Source organism: Shewanella carassii, assembly GCF_002777975.1.
Lineage (GTDB): Bacteria > Pseudomonadota > Gammaproteobacteria > Enterobacterales > Shewanellaceae > Shewanella > Shewanella carassii.
Genome location: NZ_NGVS01000031.1, coordinates 37,405 through 53,402, shown reverse-complemented (window position 1 = coordinate 53,402; position 15,998 = coordinate 37,405). Strand labels below are relative to the sequence as shown.

General features: G+C 55.5%; 13 protein-coding genes. 7 read left to right on the top strand and 6 right to left on the bottom strand.

Annotated elements, in window-relative coordinates; genetic code table 11:
- Positions 1-8 precede the first annotated feature (8 nt).
- Complete coding sequence (gene metB / locus CBE72_RS15030) at positions 9-1,169, bottom strand: cystathionine gamma-synthase (RefSeq protein WP_100144638.1); 1,161 nt, start codon at positions 1,167-1,169, stop codon at positions 9-11.
- 215 nt (positions 1,170-1,384) lie between these two features.
- Here metB and metJ point away from each other — a divergent pair, with 215 nt between their 5' ends.
- On the top strand, positions 1,385-1,699 hold the full coding sequence (gene metJ, locus CBE72_RS15025) for a met regulon transcriptional regulator MetJ (protein WP_039033538.1): 315 nt from the start codon (positions 1,385-1,387) through the stop codon (positions 1,697-1,699).
- Between the two features lie 75 nt (positions 1,700-1,774).
- On the top strand, positions 1,775-2,518 hold the full coding sequence (locus CBE72_RS15020) for a sulfite exporter TauE/SafE family protein (RefSeq protein ID WP_100144636.1): 744 nt from the start codon (positions 1,775-1,777) through the stop codon (positions 2,516-2,518).
- Positions 2,519-2,525: 7 nt separating this feature from the next.
- Here the strand turns inward: CBE72_RS15020 and CBE72_RS15015 are convergent, their stop codons facing one another.
- The 4 genes from CBE72_RS15015 to phsA form a co-directional block, all read right to left on the bottom strand.
- On the bottom strand, positions 2,526-3,719 hold the full coding sequence (locus tag CBE72_RS15015) for a conjugal transfer protein TraF (protein WP_100144634.1): 1,194 nt from the start codon (positions 3,717-3,719) through the stop codon (positions 2,526-2,528).
- Positions 3,720-3,869: 150 nt separating this feature from the next.
- Positions 3,870-4,814, bottom strand: coding sequence for an NrfD/PsrC family molybdoenzyme membrane anchor subunit (gene nrfD / locus CBE72_RS15010; protein ID WP_100144632.1), 945 nt, complete (start codon positions 4,812-4,814; stop codon positions 3,870-3,872).
- Positions 4,811-5,383, bottom strand: coding sequence for a 4Fe-4S dicluster domain-containing protein (locus CBE72_RS15005; protein WP_039033542.1), 573 nt, complete (start codon positions 5,381-5,383; stop codon positions 4,811-4,813). Before CBE72_RS15005 ends, nrfD begins: the two co-directional genes overlap by 4 nt.
- Before the next feature lie 12 nt (positions 5,384-5,395).
- The gene (phsA, locus tag CBE72_RS15000) at positions 5,396-7,675 is read right to left on the bottom strand and encodes a thiosulfate reductase PhsA (RefSeq protein ID WP_100144630.1); all 2,280 of its coding nucleotides are present in this window, start codon (positions 7,673-7,675) and stop codon (positions 5,396-5,398) included.
- A 557-nt stretch (positions 7,676-8,232) separates the two neighbouring features.
- Here phsA and CBE72_RS14995 point away from each other — a divergent pair.
- The 4 genes from CBE72_RS14995 to CBE72_RS14980 all read left to right on the top strand — a co-directional run bounded on the left by CBE72_RS14995 (position 8,233) and on the right by CBE72_RS14980 (position 13,216).
- Positions 8,233-8,559: a c-type cytochrome gene (locus CBE72_RS14995; RefSeq protein ID WP_025010197.1), complete on the top strand. Its 327-nt coding sequence runs from the start codon at positions 8,233-8,235 to the stop codon at positions 8,557-8,559.
- Positions 8,560-8,668: 109 nt separating this feature from the next.
- On the top strand, positions 8,669-10,396 hold the full coding sequence (locus CBE72_RS14990) for a DUF3373 domain-containing protein (RefSeq protein ID WP_100144628.1): 1,728 nt from the start codon (positions 8,669-8,671) through the stop codon (positions 10,394-10,396).
- Positions 10,397-10,408: 12 nt separating this feature from the next.
- Entirely contained in the window at positions 10,409-11,809 is a 1,401-nt protein-coding gene (locus CBE72_RS14985; RefSeq protein WP_100144626.1) for a tetrathionate reductase family octaheme c-type cytochrome, read from the top strand.
- Positions 11,810-12,073: 264 nt separating this feature from the next.
- Complete coding sequence (locus CBE72_RS14980) at positions 12,074-13,216, top strand: putative sulfate/molybdate transporter (protein ID WP_100144624.1); 1,143 nt, start codon at positions 12,074-12,076, stop codon at positions 13,214-13,216.
- A 29-nt stretch (positions 13,217-13,245) separates the two neighbouring features.
- Here CBE72_RS14980 and CBE72_RS14975 read toward each other — a convergent pair whose 3' ends face one another.
- The gene (locus tag CBE72_RS14975; RefSeq protein WP_100144931.1) at positions 13,246-15,012 is read right to left on the bottom strand and encodes a sensor histidine kinase; all 1,767 of its coding nucleotides are present in this window, start codon (positions 15,010-15,012) and stop codon (positions 13,246-13,248) included.
- Positions 15,013-15,278: 266 nt separating this feature from the next.
- Here CBE72_RS14975 and CBE72_RS14970 point away from each other — a divergent pair, with 266 nt between their 5' ends.
- Positions 15,279-15,875: a response regulator transcription factor gene (locus CBE72_RS14970; protein ID WP_268239857.1), complete on the top strand. Its 597-nt coding sequence runs from the start codon at positions 15,279-15,281 to the stop codon at positions 15,873-15,875.
- Positions 15,876-15,998 lie beyond the last annotated feature (123 nt).

Here is a 15,998-nt window from a genome sequence, read left to right as displayed (position 1 = left end):
CCTTCAATTCAACAGTTTGCGGCTGCCGCCAATCCGGCGGCGATATCGTCTAGCAGATCCCGGCTATCTTCTATGCCCACAGACAAGCGAATAAGCGTATCTTTAATACCGGCTTCGGCGCGAGCCTCACTCGTCATGGCTCTGTGGGTCATGGTGGCGGGCACGGCCACCAGGCTCTCAACCCCTCCCAGGCTCTCGGCCACGGAAAACAGCCTGAGCGCGCCGAGGAAGGTAACCACCTGCGTCTCATCGCCCTTGAGTTCAAAACTCAGCATAGCGCCAAAGCCACTCTGCTGCCTGGCGGCAATCTCATGACCAGGGTGACTCTTAAGCCCCGGATAATAAACTTTGTCGACCACGGGGCTCTGGCTCAGCAGCGCCACTATGCGCTCGGCATTGGCCTGATGCTCGCGGATCCTCAGCGCCAGAGTACGCAGGCCTCGCAGGGTCAGGTAACTGTCGAAGGCGCCACCGCTCAGCCCAAGCGTGTTGGACCACCAGTGCAGCTGCTCTGCCAGTTCGGGATCTTTGGCAATCACGGCACCGCCCACCACATCGCTGTGGCCATTGATGTATTTAGTGGTCGAGTGCACCACTATGTCGGCCCCCAACAGTAAAGGCTGTTGCAGCGCCGGCGATAAAAAGGTGTTGTCGGCCACCACCAATGCCCCCTGCTGGTGGGCCGCCTCGGCAATGGCGGCGATATCCACTACCCGCAGCAGCGGATTAGATGGCGTCTCGAGCCACACCATGCGCGGCTTTTGCGCCAGGGCAGCGGCGAGTGCTTGCGGGTCGGTTTGATCCAGCACCTGCAAACGAAACTGGCCCTTGGCCGCCAGATGGGTGAACAGCCTATAGCTACCGCCATAACAGTCATGGGGCACCAACAAGAGGTCATCCGGCCCCAGCAGGTTGACCACCAGGGTAATGGCCGCCATGCCGGTCGCTGTAATTGCCGCACTGCAGCCCTGTTCCAGCTCCCCCAAAGCATCTCCCAGAATGGAGCGGGTAGGATTACCCGAGCGGCTATAATCATAGGCTCTTGGCTGGGTGTGGCCATCAAAGGCATAGTTGGTCGACAGATAGATGGGTGGCACCACGGCCCCGTGCTGGCTGTCTGATTCGATGCCCTGCCGGACCGCTGTGGTTGCTAATCGCCGCTCTGTCATAATCGACTCCTGAATGCTGAAGTTCGACACCATAAAGATGTCTGGACGTCTAAATCTAACCAATGACCATCCGGCCGTCAATAGGCATCAAGACGTTTGGACGTCCAAATGTATGGATTTCTGTTCATATTGCACAGATTTTGCAGGCAATCATTTGACTGTATCCTGTAAGGGTTTAAAATCTGCTGCGAATTAGTGAGATCACAGGTGAATCAATGACTGAATGGAATGGCGAATACATCAGCCCTTATGCCGAACACGGCAAGAAGAATGAGCAAGTGAAAAAAATCACTGTCTCTATTCCGTTGAAGGTACTGAAAGTATTGACCGATGAGCGCACCCGGCGCCAGGTAAACAACCTGCGGCACGCCACAAACAGCGAACTGTTGTGCGAAGCCTTCCTGCATGCCTATACCGGCCAGCCACTGCCCAATGATGAGGATTTGTCCAAAGACAAACCCGACAGCATCCCGGAAGAAGCCAAACGCATGATGGATGCCATGGGCATTGAATGGGAAGACATGGAATAAGTGTCTTATTCCTCTGAATTATCTTATTGTTGAACAAGGATCGCTGCGCGATCCTTTTCTTTTGGGAGCTTGCGAATGCTGTCATTGATAGATCCCGTCACCCTGTTGCTGGCATCCCTGATCATATTTACCGGCGCCCTGACCCAGTCGCTGATAGGCTTTGGCCTGGCCGTGGTAGCCACACCTTTGCTGTATATCGTCGATCCGGAACTGGTTCCCGTCCCTGTGATTGTGATGGGATTTTCTATCGCCCTGTTGACCTTGATACGCGAACGCGGCCACCTGGAATTCAACGGCTTGCAATATGCCTTGCTGGGACGACTCCCCGGCGGCCTGATTGGTGCCACCCTGTTGTTGCTTGCACCGCAACCGATTATGGGCTTGACCATAGCCCTGATTGTGGCCGTGGCCGTATTTCTCAGCTTCAGAAAATACAGCATTAAGATCAACCGCCTCAGCCTGTTTATTGCCGGGGTATTTTCCGGGATCTTCGGTACCGTGGCGGCCATAGGTGGACCACCTATGGCTCTGCTGCTGGCGGGTAAGGATGCCAGTCAGTTCCGCGCAGCGCTGTCAGCCTTCTTCATCTTCAGCTCCTTGATAGCCTTGATCATTCTCGGCTGTTTTGGCCTCTTGACCCTAAAGCATCTGTGGCTATCGCTGTTGCTGCTGCCTGCGGTATTTATTGGTTTTCTGGTCGCTGGCCGTTTGGTGGGCCGGGTGGATAAAGAGAAGACCCGCAGCTTAACCTTGGCGCTATGCACCCTGAGCGCCCTGTTGCTGACTATCAAGTCAACCCTGGCGCTCATCAACGATTAAATCGCTGTTAGAAGTGATAGCTGGTTTGCAGTACGCCGCCTATGGCATCGTCACTGCCAAACATACCGGTGAGATCCAGCCGGAAGCTGTTGCCTATGGCGAACCCTGTCCCGAGTGAGTAGAGATCGGCGCTGTGATCATTGAGATCCTGGCGATAACCGAGCCGCAAAGCAACCCAGTCGGTAGGCCGGTATTCACCGCCTAAACGCCAATAGCGGCTGCCCTCAAGCTCGGCAAACTTGTCGTTGTCGGTAAGATCCAAGTCGCTGCTGAGCGAAAAAGCCGCCCAGTCATAGGCCACCCCGGCGGTAACCATAGGTTTCACCTGATAGGTAAGCTGCACGCCGCCGGCCTCTATGCTGCTTAAGTCCCGTTTGATGAGGTTACGACCGCTGACACCGATAACCAAACCATCCAATGGCTGGAATGCCAGGCCAAGATCCAGGTTAAAGCCTGAATCATCACTACGATAATCATCGTCGTTGAAGTCATCGGCATCGAAGTTATTGGCGCTGACGGCATAGTTGAAACTATCCAGCCGTTGCAGCTTGGGAGTGACTCCCACTGTCACCGGCATGTTGACGATAGATAGCGGATAGCTCACGGCAACCCCGAGCTCGGAAACCGCCCCGGCTACCACTCGCCCCTGGGAGGTCAAATCTTGGATTTCCGGCGGGTTATTGGGATCCAGATTATCCAGGGTATCAATATCTGCAGCGGCGATTTCGGCTATCCCCAGAGCATCGAGATAACTCTTGAACACAAAGGCATAGCTAAAACCATCCGAGGGCATGACCAACGCCATATTGATACCGGCACTAACGTAGGCGCTATTGCCCTGCAGCGATTGCAAGTCACCACTGAGGCGCTTTCGGTAGTCATCGATAGCCGCTGTGTCGGCGGCGTCTATGGCATTGACCAGAGCGTCATAGTTATCCTGCAGGGCGTCAAACTTATCGATCATCTGATCTTTATCGGCGCCATCGGCGCCTATGGTAGGAATGAGTAAACTGAAGTCACTGCTGCGGCGCGAGGGCAAAGCCAGCAGTGCCGGATTGGAAAAGGCCGCCGCCTCACGATTACCGGCCGCCACAGCAACGCCGCCCATGGCATCGGAGCGGGCCTCATAAACATCTTGCGCTGCCAGCGTCAGCGTACTGGCAAGCCCCGTGGTAAGCAGTGTCAACAGACTCAGTTTCATCTCATCACCCTCTTGTTTTTATCTATAACCTGACACAAGCGGTTATCTGGGTTAAAGATAGTCCAAATCTCGATGAAACTATGACATCAAACACAAAAAAGCCCGTATCAAATGATACGGGCTGAGGCAAAACAGGTTCAGAGGTGCTTGTTAACCAAGATAGCTCTGACCTGCATAGAGAATGAAGTGTCTAAGTGCCAGCACCCCGGTCAGGCTGCAGCAGGCTACCGCCAGCATGGCGCCCTTGGTGTGGCGAGTACTCGCCGGCAGCAACAACATGGAAAGCAGCGGGATACCAAAACCTATACCCACAACCCCAATCCAGAACACGCTGGCCCAGACGCCACTTGTCAATGATGCCAGCGCCGCGGCGGCGGCACCGCCCTTGAAGTAGAGCGCGCAGAACAGCATGAACAGGAACAGGATCTCTGCCGCCATTATGGGCAGTTCCAGGCCGTGCATCCGTCCCAGCTGCGGGCAGTGCTTGTCTGTCTTGAACAGCAGCAGCGCCACTACCGCATTGGCGGCCGCACCGGCCGACAAGCCGGACACCAGGAACAGCGCCGGTAATACGGCAGTGTTCAGCATGGGATAGGCATTCATGGCGGAGATCAGGAAGCCGGTATAGGCCCCCACGACAATCGCCAGCACAAACAGCAGCACTTCCATGGTCTTGCGCAGGCCAGTCAGTGATTCTGCAATCCCTTTAAGGAAGCCCAAGCCCCAGTTACCGAGATCATCTTTCAGCACGACCAGCGCATAAGCAAAGGTCAGCGGAATATAGGCCAGCAGCGCCAACACCCCGATGGACATCACGGAGGTCAGGTTGTAGTTGATCAGGATCAGCCAGAAGTGGAACGGTTTGGTCAGGTCGAATACCAGACACACCATCCCCAGACAGATGGCCACGGGAGCTATCAAGGCTGCCGCCTTGAGAAGGCCGCTATCCCCCTCTGTCTTGTTTTGTACCCAACGCAGCCCGATCCCAATCAGCAGACTGCCCGCCGATAACCCAGCCAAGAAGAGGTAAACCGCAATGACCCAGTTCCAGGTTACAGGGTCGTATTGTGTCATATCGCCCCAAGTATTGTTCATGATTGGATCCCCCCTCTCTTGACAGGAATACGGTAGATTCTGGGTTTAGTCCCCAGATGGGTCTTGTCCTGATAAGTCACGCGGGTGTTGAGCAGAGTCGCCACCTCGCTACCGGCCTCGTTGGCATCACCAAACACCAGGGCATCGGTAGGACATACGGTCACACAGGCGGGTTGTTCGCCGCGCGCCAGACGGGTGTCCTTACAGAAGTTGCACTTGTCGGCCACCTTGGTTTCCGGGTTCATAAAACGCACTTTGTAGGGGCAGGCCGCCACACAGTACATACAGCCGACACACTTCTCCGCCTTGATGGAAATAATGCCGTCCTCGCCCACATAGGCCGCCCCAGTAGGACAAACCTTGACGCAAGGAGCATCTTCACACTGCTGACAGGAAACCCTGTGATACTTGAAGTGCAGATGCGGCGCATCACCAAATGGGCCTTCTACCCGTACCTGCAGGCGGGTTACGCTCTCAGGTACACCATTTTCGCTGCGGCAGGCGACGTTACAGGCCTGACAGCCGATGCACTTATTCTCGTCGTGCACCATCACATATCTTTTAGTCATCTTCGCCTCCCCTTATGCCTTTTCCAGCTTCACACCTGTGGTGTGTACGTTCATACCGCACACAGGTGCAGTCACGTTGGGCAGCAGGTTACCGCAGTGCACACCTTTGCCGGTCGCCCGTGCCAGCTCCTTGTTCTTGGAGCCAAAGCCCATGTAGGCGAACACAGTGTCGGGACGTATACCCTTGGTCACCAGCGCATGACCCTCTTCACTACCGACACTGGACGTGAGGCGAATGGCATCCCCATTCTCAATGCCATGCTTGGCGGCTGTGTCAGGGTGGATCCAAACGGCGTTGTCGGACATTAGGTTGGCCAGCATAGGCACATTGTGGGTCGCGCCATTGGTATGCACCGCCACCTTGCCCTGAATAAAGTAGAGCTCGTCCGGCTGTTTCAGGGTCACTTCACGATAGGCGATAGTGCCGCGTCCAGGCGCCATGCCTTCCACCTTGGCGGAGGTCAGTTCAATCTTACCGCTGGGGGTCTTGAACTTGAGCGCGCTGCCGTAAGTACCGTCTTCATCCATGGCTCTGGCGTTGGGGTAGGCGGCGACAAAGTCGGCTACCATCTTGGGTTCACGCAGCATCAGCGGTTTGCCGTAGCTGACAAAACCCTTGTCCTTGATATGCTGCAGCAGCTGGGCGTCTTTATTCACCTGCAGGAATTGCAGGGTTTCCATGTTTTCCCAGGGATAGTACTGCTCCAAGCCCATCTCTATGCCCAGTTCACGGAAGATTTGCCAGGAAGGCTTGGCATCACCAATCACATCCACCACTTGCTGACGCAGGTAGTAGGCCGGGTTCTTGCCGGACTTGTCGGCGACTTCTTCATCCCGCTCCAGGTAAGTACACTCGGGCAGTATGATGTCGGCCCAGGCGGCGGTTTCACTGATGTAAACATCACAGGAAACCACAAACTCCAATTTCTTCAGGCTCTCAACCACCTTGGCACGGTCGGTCATGGTCTGCATCGGGTTAGTGCGGCTCATGACCCAGGCGCGCAGTTGGTAAGGCTTGGCTTCCAGAGTCGCATCTATGATTGACTGATAGATACCACCACCGGACCAAGCCATGGCAAACTGCTCATCCATCTGGTCGATGCGTTTGGCTTGCGGCTTGGGCAGTTTGACTCCCGGCTTGCCCAGCTCAGGGGCCACGGCTTCACCGGCAAACTTGTTGTAACCACCCGCCTTCTTGCCCATGTAGAGGCCACCCTTGCGTTCCAGGTTACCGATCAGCACGTTGGCGGCATACAGCGCCCGGCGCATATCGAACTCTTCCGGGGTAAAGGTAGATCTGTGGCCAAAGTCGACCACGGCATGAGGCGCAGCAGCAGCATACTCGTGGGCAATACGACGAATGTCGGCGGCGGGCACATCGGAAATTTTCTCGGCCCACTCAGGAGTATAAGCCTTGACCTCGGCGGCAAACTCTTCAAAACCTACGACATAACGCTCGATAAAAGCCTTGTCATAGAGGTTGTCGGCAATCAACACATGGCACAGCGCCAGGGCTACGGCCACATCCGAGCCGGGACGAATGGCATACCACTCATCGGCCTTATCGGCCACGACCGAGAATCTGGGTTCAAACACCACCAACTTGGCGCCTTTGTCGGCCTGAGCCTTCATCAGGCCACGGGTCTCGGACATATTGATCCCCTCATAGAGGTTATGACCGAAGTTGATGATGTACTTAGAGTTGGAGAGATCCCGCTTCACCTTGGTACCGAACATCGCCTTGGCGGCGACCACATAACCGCCCGGGCAAGTGGTGTTATGGGTAAAGGAGTTGGGGCTGCCATAAGCCTGCCCCAAATAGAACAGGTGTCCGGACAGCGAGCCTGACTTGGAGGAAAATGCCACGGCTTCAGGGCCGTGATCGGCCTTGATTTGATTCAGCTTGCTGGCGATGGTTTGATAGGCTTCCTGCCAGCTGATTTCGGCCCACTTGCCTTCACCGCGTTCACCAACGCGCTTGAGTGGTTTAACGATCCTTTGTGGATCGTACAATAGGCTAAGGCCGGCGCCGCCACGGGCACAAACCTTACCGCCGAATGATTTGGCTTCTTTGTTACCAGAAATAAAGACGTTTTTGCCGTCGATTATCCGCGCCGAAATCGGGCAACGGGTCGAACACATCTCACACATACTGGCAATTTCAGTGGCACTGCCGGTCAAAGGGCCATGCCCCAAAGCCGCCAGTGAACCGGGCAGAACCCCGGCCAGGGCACAGGTTGCCCCTCCGGCTCCAGCCCCTTTCAGAAAGGTGCGCCGATCAAGCTCTATCATGGTTTACCTCCATCCTCTCCCCTTAGGGAAAGGTCGCTCACACAGGTTATTGTTTGTATTGGATACCGCTTGACTACCGCGGCTTGAACCTATTGTTTACCCATTAAATTAGTGTGGGTATTGTGGTAAACCACATAGCGAGGATGAGTGTGATCCAGGCACGGTAAACACTTTTGAAAGTCCTTAAAAATGTGAAGGCAATCGCCCTTGGCTTGAGCCGATATTTTTAGACTCAAAAACATCAAAAAAATTTACATTCACAAGTGAACAGATGACAAATATTCACAATTGTTAAGCAGATCACAGCTAAAATTTACGCCTTTCTTGTTGTTACTCTTGTCAGAGAACAAAAACAAAACTGTTATAAATCACATTGTTAAATAAAAACTACCACACTTACATTAGATTAATTTCAATGAAATTTTTATCAATTAGATTTATTTCATGAAAGTGATCCAGTTCAAAGCTGAAAAACTCCCGAGTTGTTAAATTAATAACCGAATGGACACCAAAAATAACAGCCCATTAACGGAGCGGGCGGTCACCCAGAGGAATAGATGATGAACACCAGCAGCAAACTCGGCCTTCTGCTTTTAGCCTGTGCATTGGCCACAGGCGCCACCGCAGCCGACGGCGGCAACCCCAAGAAAGGCAAACACCTGTACAAGAAAGTCTGTAAAGAGTGTCACAGCAAAGCAGGCATAGGCGGCGAACTGACTCCCATGAGCAAGACCATGAGCCAATGGGACAGATTCTTCGCCAGAGACAAACACAAAGCCAAACCCGAGGCGTTTCAGCCTTTAACTGAGCAGGAACTCAAGGATATTCAACAGTTCCTGTACGACCATGCCGCCGACTCGGATCAACCCCAGACCTGCGGTTGATAGCGCGTAATCACTTAACTCATTAACAGTCAGTAAGCCAAGTATGGGGTTACCCCAGGGCCGCTTGCTGCCTGAAAACGACCGGCAAGGCCGGTCAGGAGAATCTACTATGCGTACTCTTATCGCACTGGCGGTGGCCCAGGCACTGGGTTTGGCTCTGCTGGGCAGCCCCCAGCTCCAGGCCGGAGAACTGGATGACAGCACCAAGATCCGCGAGCTTAAACAGCAACTACAGGAGATCACCGAAGAGCTGGATATACTCAACAGCCGGGTGGACAAGACAGAGCGGCACACGGCGCTCGATCGACTGGAGATCAGCGGTGACTTTCGCACTCGAGCCCACTCGCTGCACTATGGCAATGTCACCTGGCATCCGGCGATCAAGATGGACTTCAACGACTTCGGCGCCAAAGCCATGGCCGGCGAACTGGGCAACCCCATGGATCCCACCTCGCCCCTTGGCAAGATGATGGCCGCCAACCCTGAGCTGGCCAACGCCTTTGCCCAGGGACAACTGCAGGGCGTTATGCCCTATGTGCTGGCGCCTTATCGCAGTGGTGACATAGACAATGACATCTTCTACACCACTCGGCTGCGGCTCGATCTCAAGGCCAAGGTGTGGGACAACGTCAGCTTTGCCGGACGCCTGACCATGTTCAAGGACTGGGGCGATTCTACCGGTGTGCAGGTGTTTGATTCCTGGCGCTCTTTCACCATGGACGGCACCAACTCAGGCAACCCTAGTGGCGACTGGCTGCGGGTCGAGCGCGCCTACTTTGACTGGAAAAACATCGGCGGCAGCGAGTTTTATCTGTCTGTCGGCCGTCGCCCCTCCACCTATGGTCCGCCGAGCCACTACCGGGAAAATGAGAAACGTGGCGGCACCCCTTCCGGACACCTGGTCAACTTCAACTTTGACGGCGCCACTCTGGGCTACAAGCTTGGAGAGCTCACCGGGATAGAAGGCCAAGTGGTGCGTTTCTGTTACGGTCAGGGCTTTGAGTCCCAATGGGGCAATGGCGAGCTCTATGGCGATACCGTCAGCAAGGACACCCATCTGGGCGGTTTCAACATTGATGTGATCAACGATGGTAACCACTTCCTGCAACTGACCCTGTTTGCCGCGCGGGATATCAACGACGGCTTCAAGGGCACCATGGCCTTCCCCAACGAGTTGGCCGGGATTTTCGCTCCCACCCTCTACAGTGATCTGCAGAAATTCGACAACTTCAACTTTGTTACCCGGGTGCAACCCAGCGGGGTCATAGGCGACATGTACCTGGGCGGCCTGGGCTATGCCTATGAGTCCGATGACGATCTCAAGCTGTTTGCCTCCTTCGGCTGGACCCGCGGCGAGAGCAACGGCAACGCCGGCATGTTCGGCGGCATGTTGACCGATGCCGTGTTCCAGGCAGAACTCAACAGCAGTGGCGATGAACTGCTGCTGGTGCCATCCAGCGCCGAGTCCGATGCCTCCCACGATGGTTACGGCATCTATATCGGCATGCAGATCCCGGCGCCTTACGGCAAGTTCGGTCTGGAATACAACTATGGATCCAAGTACTGGACGCCCTTCACCCAGGCCCAGGACGACCCGGTCGGCAGCAAACTGGCCACCCGCGGCCATGTGGCCGAGGCCTACTACATCTTCGATATCAATCCCAGGATGTTTATCAAGTTGGCGGGGCTCTACTACGACTATGAATACACTGGCTCGGGCACGCCCGTGGGTGCACCTGTGAAGGTGGATGAAGTGCTGGACGGCAGCGCCTATTCGTTATTGCCCGTGGTGGATACGGCGCTGGATATCAACGCCTCACTGACTGTGAATTTCTAGGGAGGAACACAGATGAAAACATTTTATCTGCCATTTATAGCCACGGCACTCTGGCTCGGCCTCCTGAGCCAGGCCCAGGCCGGCGGCCCCCACAAAGAGGTGCTCAAGGGCCCCTTCAACACAGGCTCGGAAGTGACCCAGGCCTGTCTTGAGTGCCATGAAAAGGATGCCGATGACTTTATGCTGTCATCCCACTGGACCTGGGAACTGGAGCAGAAACTGCCCGGACGTACAGTCAAACGGGGCAAGAAAAACTCCATCAACAACTTCTGTGTTTCCATTGCCGGTAACGAGCCGCGCTGTACCGGCTGCCATGCCGGTTACGGCTGGAAAGACAACAACTTCGACTTCAAGGACAAGACCAAGGTGGACTGCTTGGTGTGCCATGACACCACGGGCACCTATGTTAAAGATCCCGTCGCGGCCGGAGAGGTATTCAAGACAGTGGATCTGCTGCGGGTCGCCCAGAATGTCGGCAAGCCGGTGCGGGATAACTGCGGCAGCTGCCACTTCTACGGTGGCGGCGGAGATGCGGTCAAGCATGGCGACCTCGACTCTTCCATGGCCTACCCGGACAAGGCCACGGATGTGCATATGGACAGCGATGGCAATGACTTCCAGTGTCAGGACTGCCACACCACCCAGAAACATATGATCAGCGGTAACGCCATGGGGGTGTCCCCCGGCGGTGAAGATCATATCGGCTGTGACAATTGCCACGACAGTGCGCCACACGGCAACAAACAGCTGAACAAGCACGCGGCCACTGTGGCCTGTCAGACCTGCCACATCCCCTTCTTTGCCCGCCATGAGCCCACCAAGCTGCACTGGGACTGGTCAACTGCCGGTGAAGACAGGGAAGAGAGCCTGGATCAATATGGTCGTCACAGCTACGCCAAGAAAAAGGGCAGCTTCGTTTGGGGCAAGATGGTCAAGCCCAGCTACGCCTGGTACAACGGCCGCGCCGATGCCTATATGGCCGGTGACAAAATGGATCCAGAGCAGGTCACCCGTCTGACCTTCCCCCTGGGTGACATTCAGGATCCCAAGGCGAAGATCTACCCCTTCAAGGTGCACACAGGCAAGCAGGTGTACGACAAGGTCAATAAGGTGCTGCTCAATCCCAAGACCTATGGCAAGGGCGGTTTCTGGTCTGAGTTTGACTGGGATAAGGCGATTCGCTTAGGGATGGCCGCAAGCGAGCCCATGCAGGCCAAGGGCATCAGCTACAGCGGTCAGTACGGCTTTGCCCAAACCGAAATGTGGTGGCGTATCAACCACATGGTCTCGCCCAAGAGCGAAGCGCTCAAGTGCGCCGACTGCCACAACGGCGGTGACCGCCTCGACTGGCAGGCGCTGGGCTATGAGGGCGATCCCATGAAGCACAAAGGCGGCGCTCGCCACGCCCGCTGATCCGATTCAGGTAAGTCCTGAAGGCCGGCTCCCGCATCTCCCACCTCCCGGGAGCCGGTCACTCTTAACATCCCCACCCCCAATAAAGTCATAAAATCACTGAGCCCAAAAAGACATTTAGACCCAGTTCCAGGTCAAAGTGTCCAAGCGGCGCTACACTAAATTAGACTATGGCGGTAAATTCGGGTCATTGATGATGCAACTCGCGGTAAAAAATGGCATTTTTCTTGCGTTGTCTGGGCATCCTTTTCTGTGGCAAGTGCAATGACAACAAACGGCAAGACTTTTTCCTCATTAAACCGCTCCCTGGGAGAGCTTAGCGGCGCCTTCGCCGATCTGGGAACCTTCCTCCCTCTAGTACTTGGGCTGATCGCCCTGAATCAGTTTTCTCCCCAAGGCATTTTTCTCGGTTTCGGTCTCTTTGCCATCGCCACCGCCCTATTTTATCGCCGCCCCATTCCCGTACAACCCATGAAGGTGATTGCCGCCCTAGTCATCGCCCAGGGACTGACACCGGGCATGATGCAAGCCAGCGCCATGCTGATGGGAGTAATACTGCTGGTACTGGCGGCCTCCGGCGCCATCAGTTGGCTGTCGCGGCAAATATCCCAGGCTGTCAGTGTCGGTATCCAACTGGCCATAGGGCTTCAGCTGTTATGGATGGGTTTCAAGATGATGGCCGACGAGCCTGTGCTGGGATTCGGCGCCTTCGCACTGATCTTCTTTGCCCGCTTTATCCCGCTGCGCTATCTGGCCATGCCCTTGGTGATCGCCCTCGGCATGCTGTGGCAATACCAACAAGGCGGCAGCGACAGCGGCTTTGTGTTCAACAACACGCCTTGGCACTTGAGCTGGCCCGAGTTAAATGACTGGGGCGCCGCAGCGACCCTATTGGTGCTGCCACAACTGGCGTTGACTTTGACCAATGCCGTTATCGCCACCTCAGTGATGGCCAAAGAGAAGTTCCCCGAAGACAGCCAGCGTTTCAGCCCCAAGGCACTTGCCACTAGCTCTGGCCTGGCCAATCTGCTGCTGAGTCCCTTCGGTGCTTCGGCCATGTGCCACGGTGCCGGTGGATTGGCGGTGCAATACCATTTCGGTGCCCGCCATCTGTGGGCGCCGCTGATCTTCGGCGGCAGTTGCCTGCTAATAGCCCTCTCCTGGGGGGAAAACGTGGCCTGGCTGCTGAGCCTTATTCCGCTGGCTATTCTCGGTAGTCTGCTGTCCACCGCCGGCTTGCAGTTGGCCTGGTCCAAACGCCTCTTGGACGGCAAGCCTTTCTGTATCTTTGTTATCCTGGCGACCGCCGTGGTGAGCCTGGCCGTCAATGCCGCCGCCGGTCTGGCAGTAGGTGTGGTGCTGGAATTCGGCCGCCGCCAGTGGCAAACCCTGAGCGCGCTGCGCTAACACCCAAGCATTGCTCACAAGGCATTGCCTCACTCGGCAGGCAATGCCTCTGCCAAGGGCAACCAGACCCGCACCCGACAACCGCGGCAATCGCGGCGGTTTTCCAGTTCAAGGTGGCCATTATGCTGAGTCACTACATCGCGGCAGATGGCCAGTCCCAATCCCAATCCATCCTCCTTGGTCGTTGCAAAAGAGGCGATGAGCTCTTCTGCCGAGGCACTGAGTCCAGCGCCGGAATCCAATAACTCCAGCAGTAACCACTCTCCCTTGGCAGCAGTTGATGGGGGGGGAGACTCGTAGTCGATCGCCACCTGAATTTCCCGCTTGCCCGCCACCCCTTCCAAGGCATCGATGGCATTTTTCAATAGATTGACCAGCATTTGGCTCAGGCCTACCGCATCTCCCAACAAGGGGCGTGCCGTCCCATGATGACTGATTTTGAGCTCAATATGCTGTTGCTCTATGGGACGTTGGAACAGTGCCAGCGCATCTTTGAGCAAGTGCTCAATCTCGATCAGTTCCGGCTCTGCACGGCGCCGACGCAATAAGCCACGAATGCGATGTACCACAGCTCCAGCGCGGATAGACTGGTTGTTGATCTTGGTCAGCACCTCGCGCATGGCATCGGCACGCTCACCGCAACCGCTGGCGGCGCGCTGCTCTAACACCATCATGGCGCCCTCACTGTATTGAGTAATGGCGGCTATGGGTTGGTTGAGTTCGTGCGCCAACCCAGCACCGATTTCACCCAATATGGCAGCACTCTGTATTCGCTCCAGTTGCAGTGCCTTTTCCCGCAGTTGCCGCTCTGCCGCCAACAGGTATTCACTCTTCTGACGAAACTTGTATTCCAGCCATAGGTGATAGAGCGTCGAGATCAGGAACAATAACAACAAGACGCCGCCCCACTCCTGGTTCTTACGCACCCAGTCGATAGCGGCTTCATAGAGTGGTGGCGGACCGCCATGTAACTCCAGCTCTTCATACAACTTAATCACCTTGAGCTGACTGATGGGGGCGGTCCACCCCATAATATCTGCCTGAATTGCGGCTTCAGAGTCATAGGGCAGATCAAACAATGCCAGAGTCACTGCCTGGGTAATATGGCTGGGCACTAGGTCAGAGGCGGCAAACGACCAGTTGGGATAGAGGGCGCTGCTGGTCTCGCAGTCATAACCCTCGGGCTTAACGCCGTTGATCACCCGATAGTCTTCCCGCTCGACCAAACCGGTTTCCACCATCTCTTCCAAAGTACAGAAAGGGGTAATGGCGGCATCGACAGTGCGGTCACGCACCTGATAAACCAGAGGTTCCAACGGGAACCCCAAAAAACGCACCTCGCCGAAGAAACGTTTGGCGGCAAAGCCGCGCTTATTCAGCAAGCCTACCGTCGCCTGATATCCTCCCAGCGCCTGAGGATCGCTGGCCACCACAGTGGCGCCACGCAACTCTTCAATGTTGCGCACCGGGCTGTCGGCCCGCACTATGATCGCCGAACTGATGGCGAAGGTGGTGCCCTGATGTTTGCGACTGCGCATGGTGGCCAGCCACGACAGGGGCAACTGGCTGCTGAGACTTAAATACTGTCCCGGGTTGGTCACAATGAAGTGGATCCTGTGCTCCAGCAGTTGCTGATTCATCTGCGTAAATGTCAGTGGCACAACTTCAAAGCGATTACCGGGCAGCTGTTGGCTCAGATAACGCATCATGGGACGCCATCTCTCTTTGGCTTGAGCGACCCCATGGTTGGCCAAGACTCCGACCCGAAACACAGCCTCTATGGGTTCGTCACCCATTTCGGCATCGGTCGCCGGTTCATACAGTTGCGCCGAAGCCGAAGCACACCCGGCTCCCAACAACAGTATCAAGATTAATATTTTGGCCATTCCCACTCCCCTTTCATCCATGAAGATAAGCTAATACAGCCAGCAAAAGAATAACTTGATGGAGGGCAAATGTCGGTCAATACCTCAGTGATCTGGCTCTAAAAGCCAGCAACCAGGTTTGAGCCCAGATACAACAAAGATTAGGATTGGCTTATTCACCCCAGTGAGAAATCTTAGTGACAAATGTAACTGACACCGTACTTTATCTGGTGGACGATGATGCTGCCGTCCGTGACTCGCTCAGTTTTATGCTCAGCCAATTTGGTTACCAACTGCAAGCCTTTGCCTGTGGCCAGGAGTTTCTCAATAACGCCAAGCTGACGGGGCCGGGTTGTGTCATTCTCGATAGCCGCATGCCGGAGCTCACGGGAGAGCAGGTACAGCAAAAACTGCTAGAAGCCAACAGCCCGCTGGGGATCATCTTTCTTACCGGTCATGGCGATCTCCCCATGGCGGTCAACGCCTTCCGCCAGGGAGCCTGCGACTTTTTCCAGAAACCCGTTGCCGGCAAGGCACTGGCTGCGGCCATCGAAAAGGCGTTCGACTACAGCCTCAAGACCCATGAACAGCAACAGCTACAGCAGAAATACGCCACCCTAACCGAACGTGAGCAGCAGGTATTGCAGCTCTTGGTGCAAGGGATGACCAACAAACAGATGTCCGAGGCCCTCTACCTGTCACTACGTACTATAGAAGTGCATCGCGCCAAGATCATGAAGCGGCTCGGTGTCCACAGCATTGCCGAACTGATCAAGTTCACTCCGCTGGCATAATAGCGGCCCAAATGAGAGCCGTCCTCTTGGCTCCCCCCAACACAGATAAAACCACTTAGAGATAATGATGCAGGTGCGACAGCTTGTCGCACTTTGGCTGTTTACCTTTGCCCAGCTTGGTTA

Excerpts from the sequence above, each read along its gene's own strand:
- metB (WP_100144638.1), bottom strand. The coding sequence starts at position 1,169 with ATGACAGAGCGGCGATTAGCAACCACAGCGGTCCGGCAGGGCATCGAA.
- metJ (WP_039033538.1), top strand. The coding sequence starts at position 1,385 with ATGACTGAATGGAATGGCGAATACATCAGCCCTTATGCCGAACACGGC.
- CBE72_RS15020 (WP_100144636.1), top strand. The coding sequence starts at position 1,775 with ATGCTGTCATTGATAGATCCCGTCACCCTGTTGCTGGCATCCCTGATC.
- CBE72_RS15015 (WP_100144634.1), bottom strand. The coding sequence starts at position 3,719 with ATGAAACTGAGTCTGTTGACACTGCTTACCACGGGGCTTGCCAGTACG.
- nrfD (WP_100144632.1), bottom strand. The coding sequence starts at position 4,814 with ATGAACAATACTTGGGGCGATATGACACAATACGACCCTGTAACCTGG.
- CBE72_RS15005 (WP_039033542.1), bottom strand. The coding sequence starts at position 5,383 with ATGACTAAAAGATATGTGATGGTGCACGACGAGAATAAGTGCATCGGC.
- phsA (WP_100144630.1), bottom strand. The coding sequence starts at position 7,675 with ATGATAGAGCTTGATCGGCGCACCTTTCTGAAAGGGGCTGGAGCCGGA.
- CBE72_RS14995 (WP_025010197.1), top strand. The coding sequence starts at position 8,233 with ATGATGAACACCAGCAGCAAACTCGGCCTTCTGCTTTTAGCCTGTGCA.
- CBE72_RS14990 (WP_100144628.1), top strand. The coding sequence starts at position 8,669 with ATGCGTACTCTTATCGCACTGGCGGTGGCCCAGGCACTGGGTTTGGCT.
- CBE72_RS14985 (WP_100144626.1), top strand. The coding sequence starts at position 10,409 with ATGAAAACATTTTATCTGCCATTTATAGCCACGGCACTCTGGCTCGGC.
- CBE72_RS14980 (WP_100144624.1), top strand. The coding sequence starts at position 12,074 with ATGACAACAAACGGCAAGACTTTTTCCTCATTAAACCGCTCCCTGGGA.
- CBE72_RS14975 (WP_100144931.1), bottom strand. The coding sequence starts at position 15,012 with ATGGGTGACGAACCCATAGAGGCTGTGTTTCGGGTCGGAGTCTTGGCC.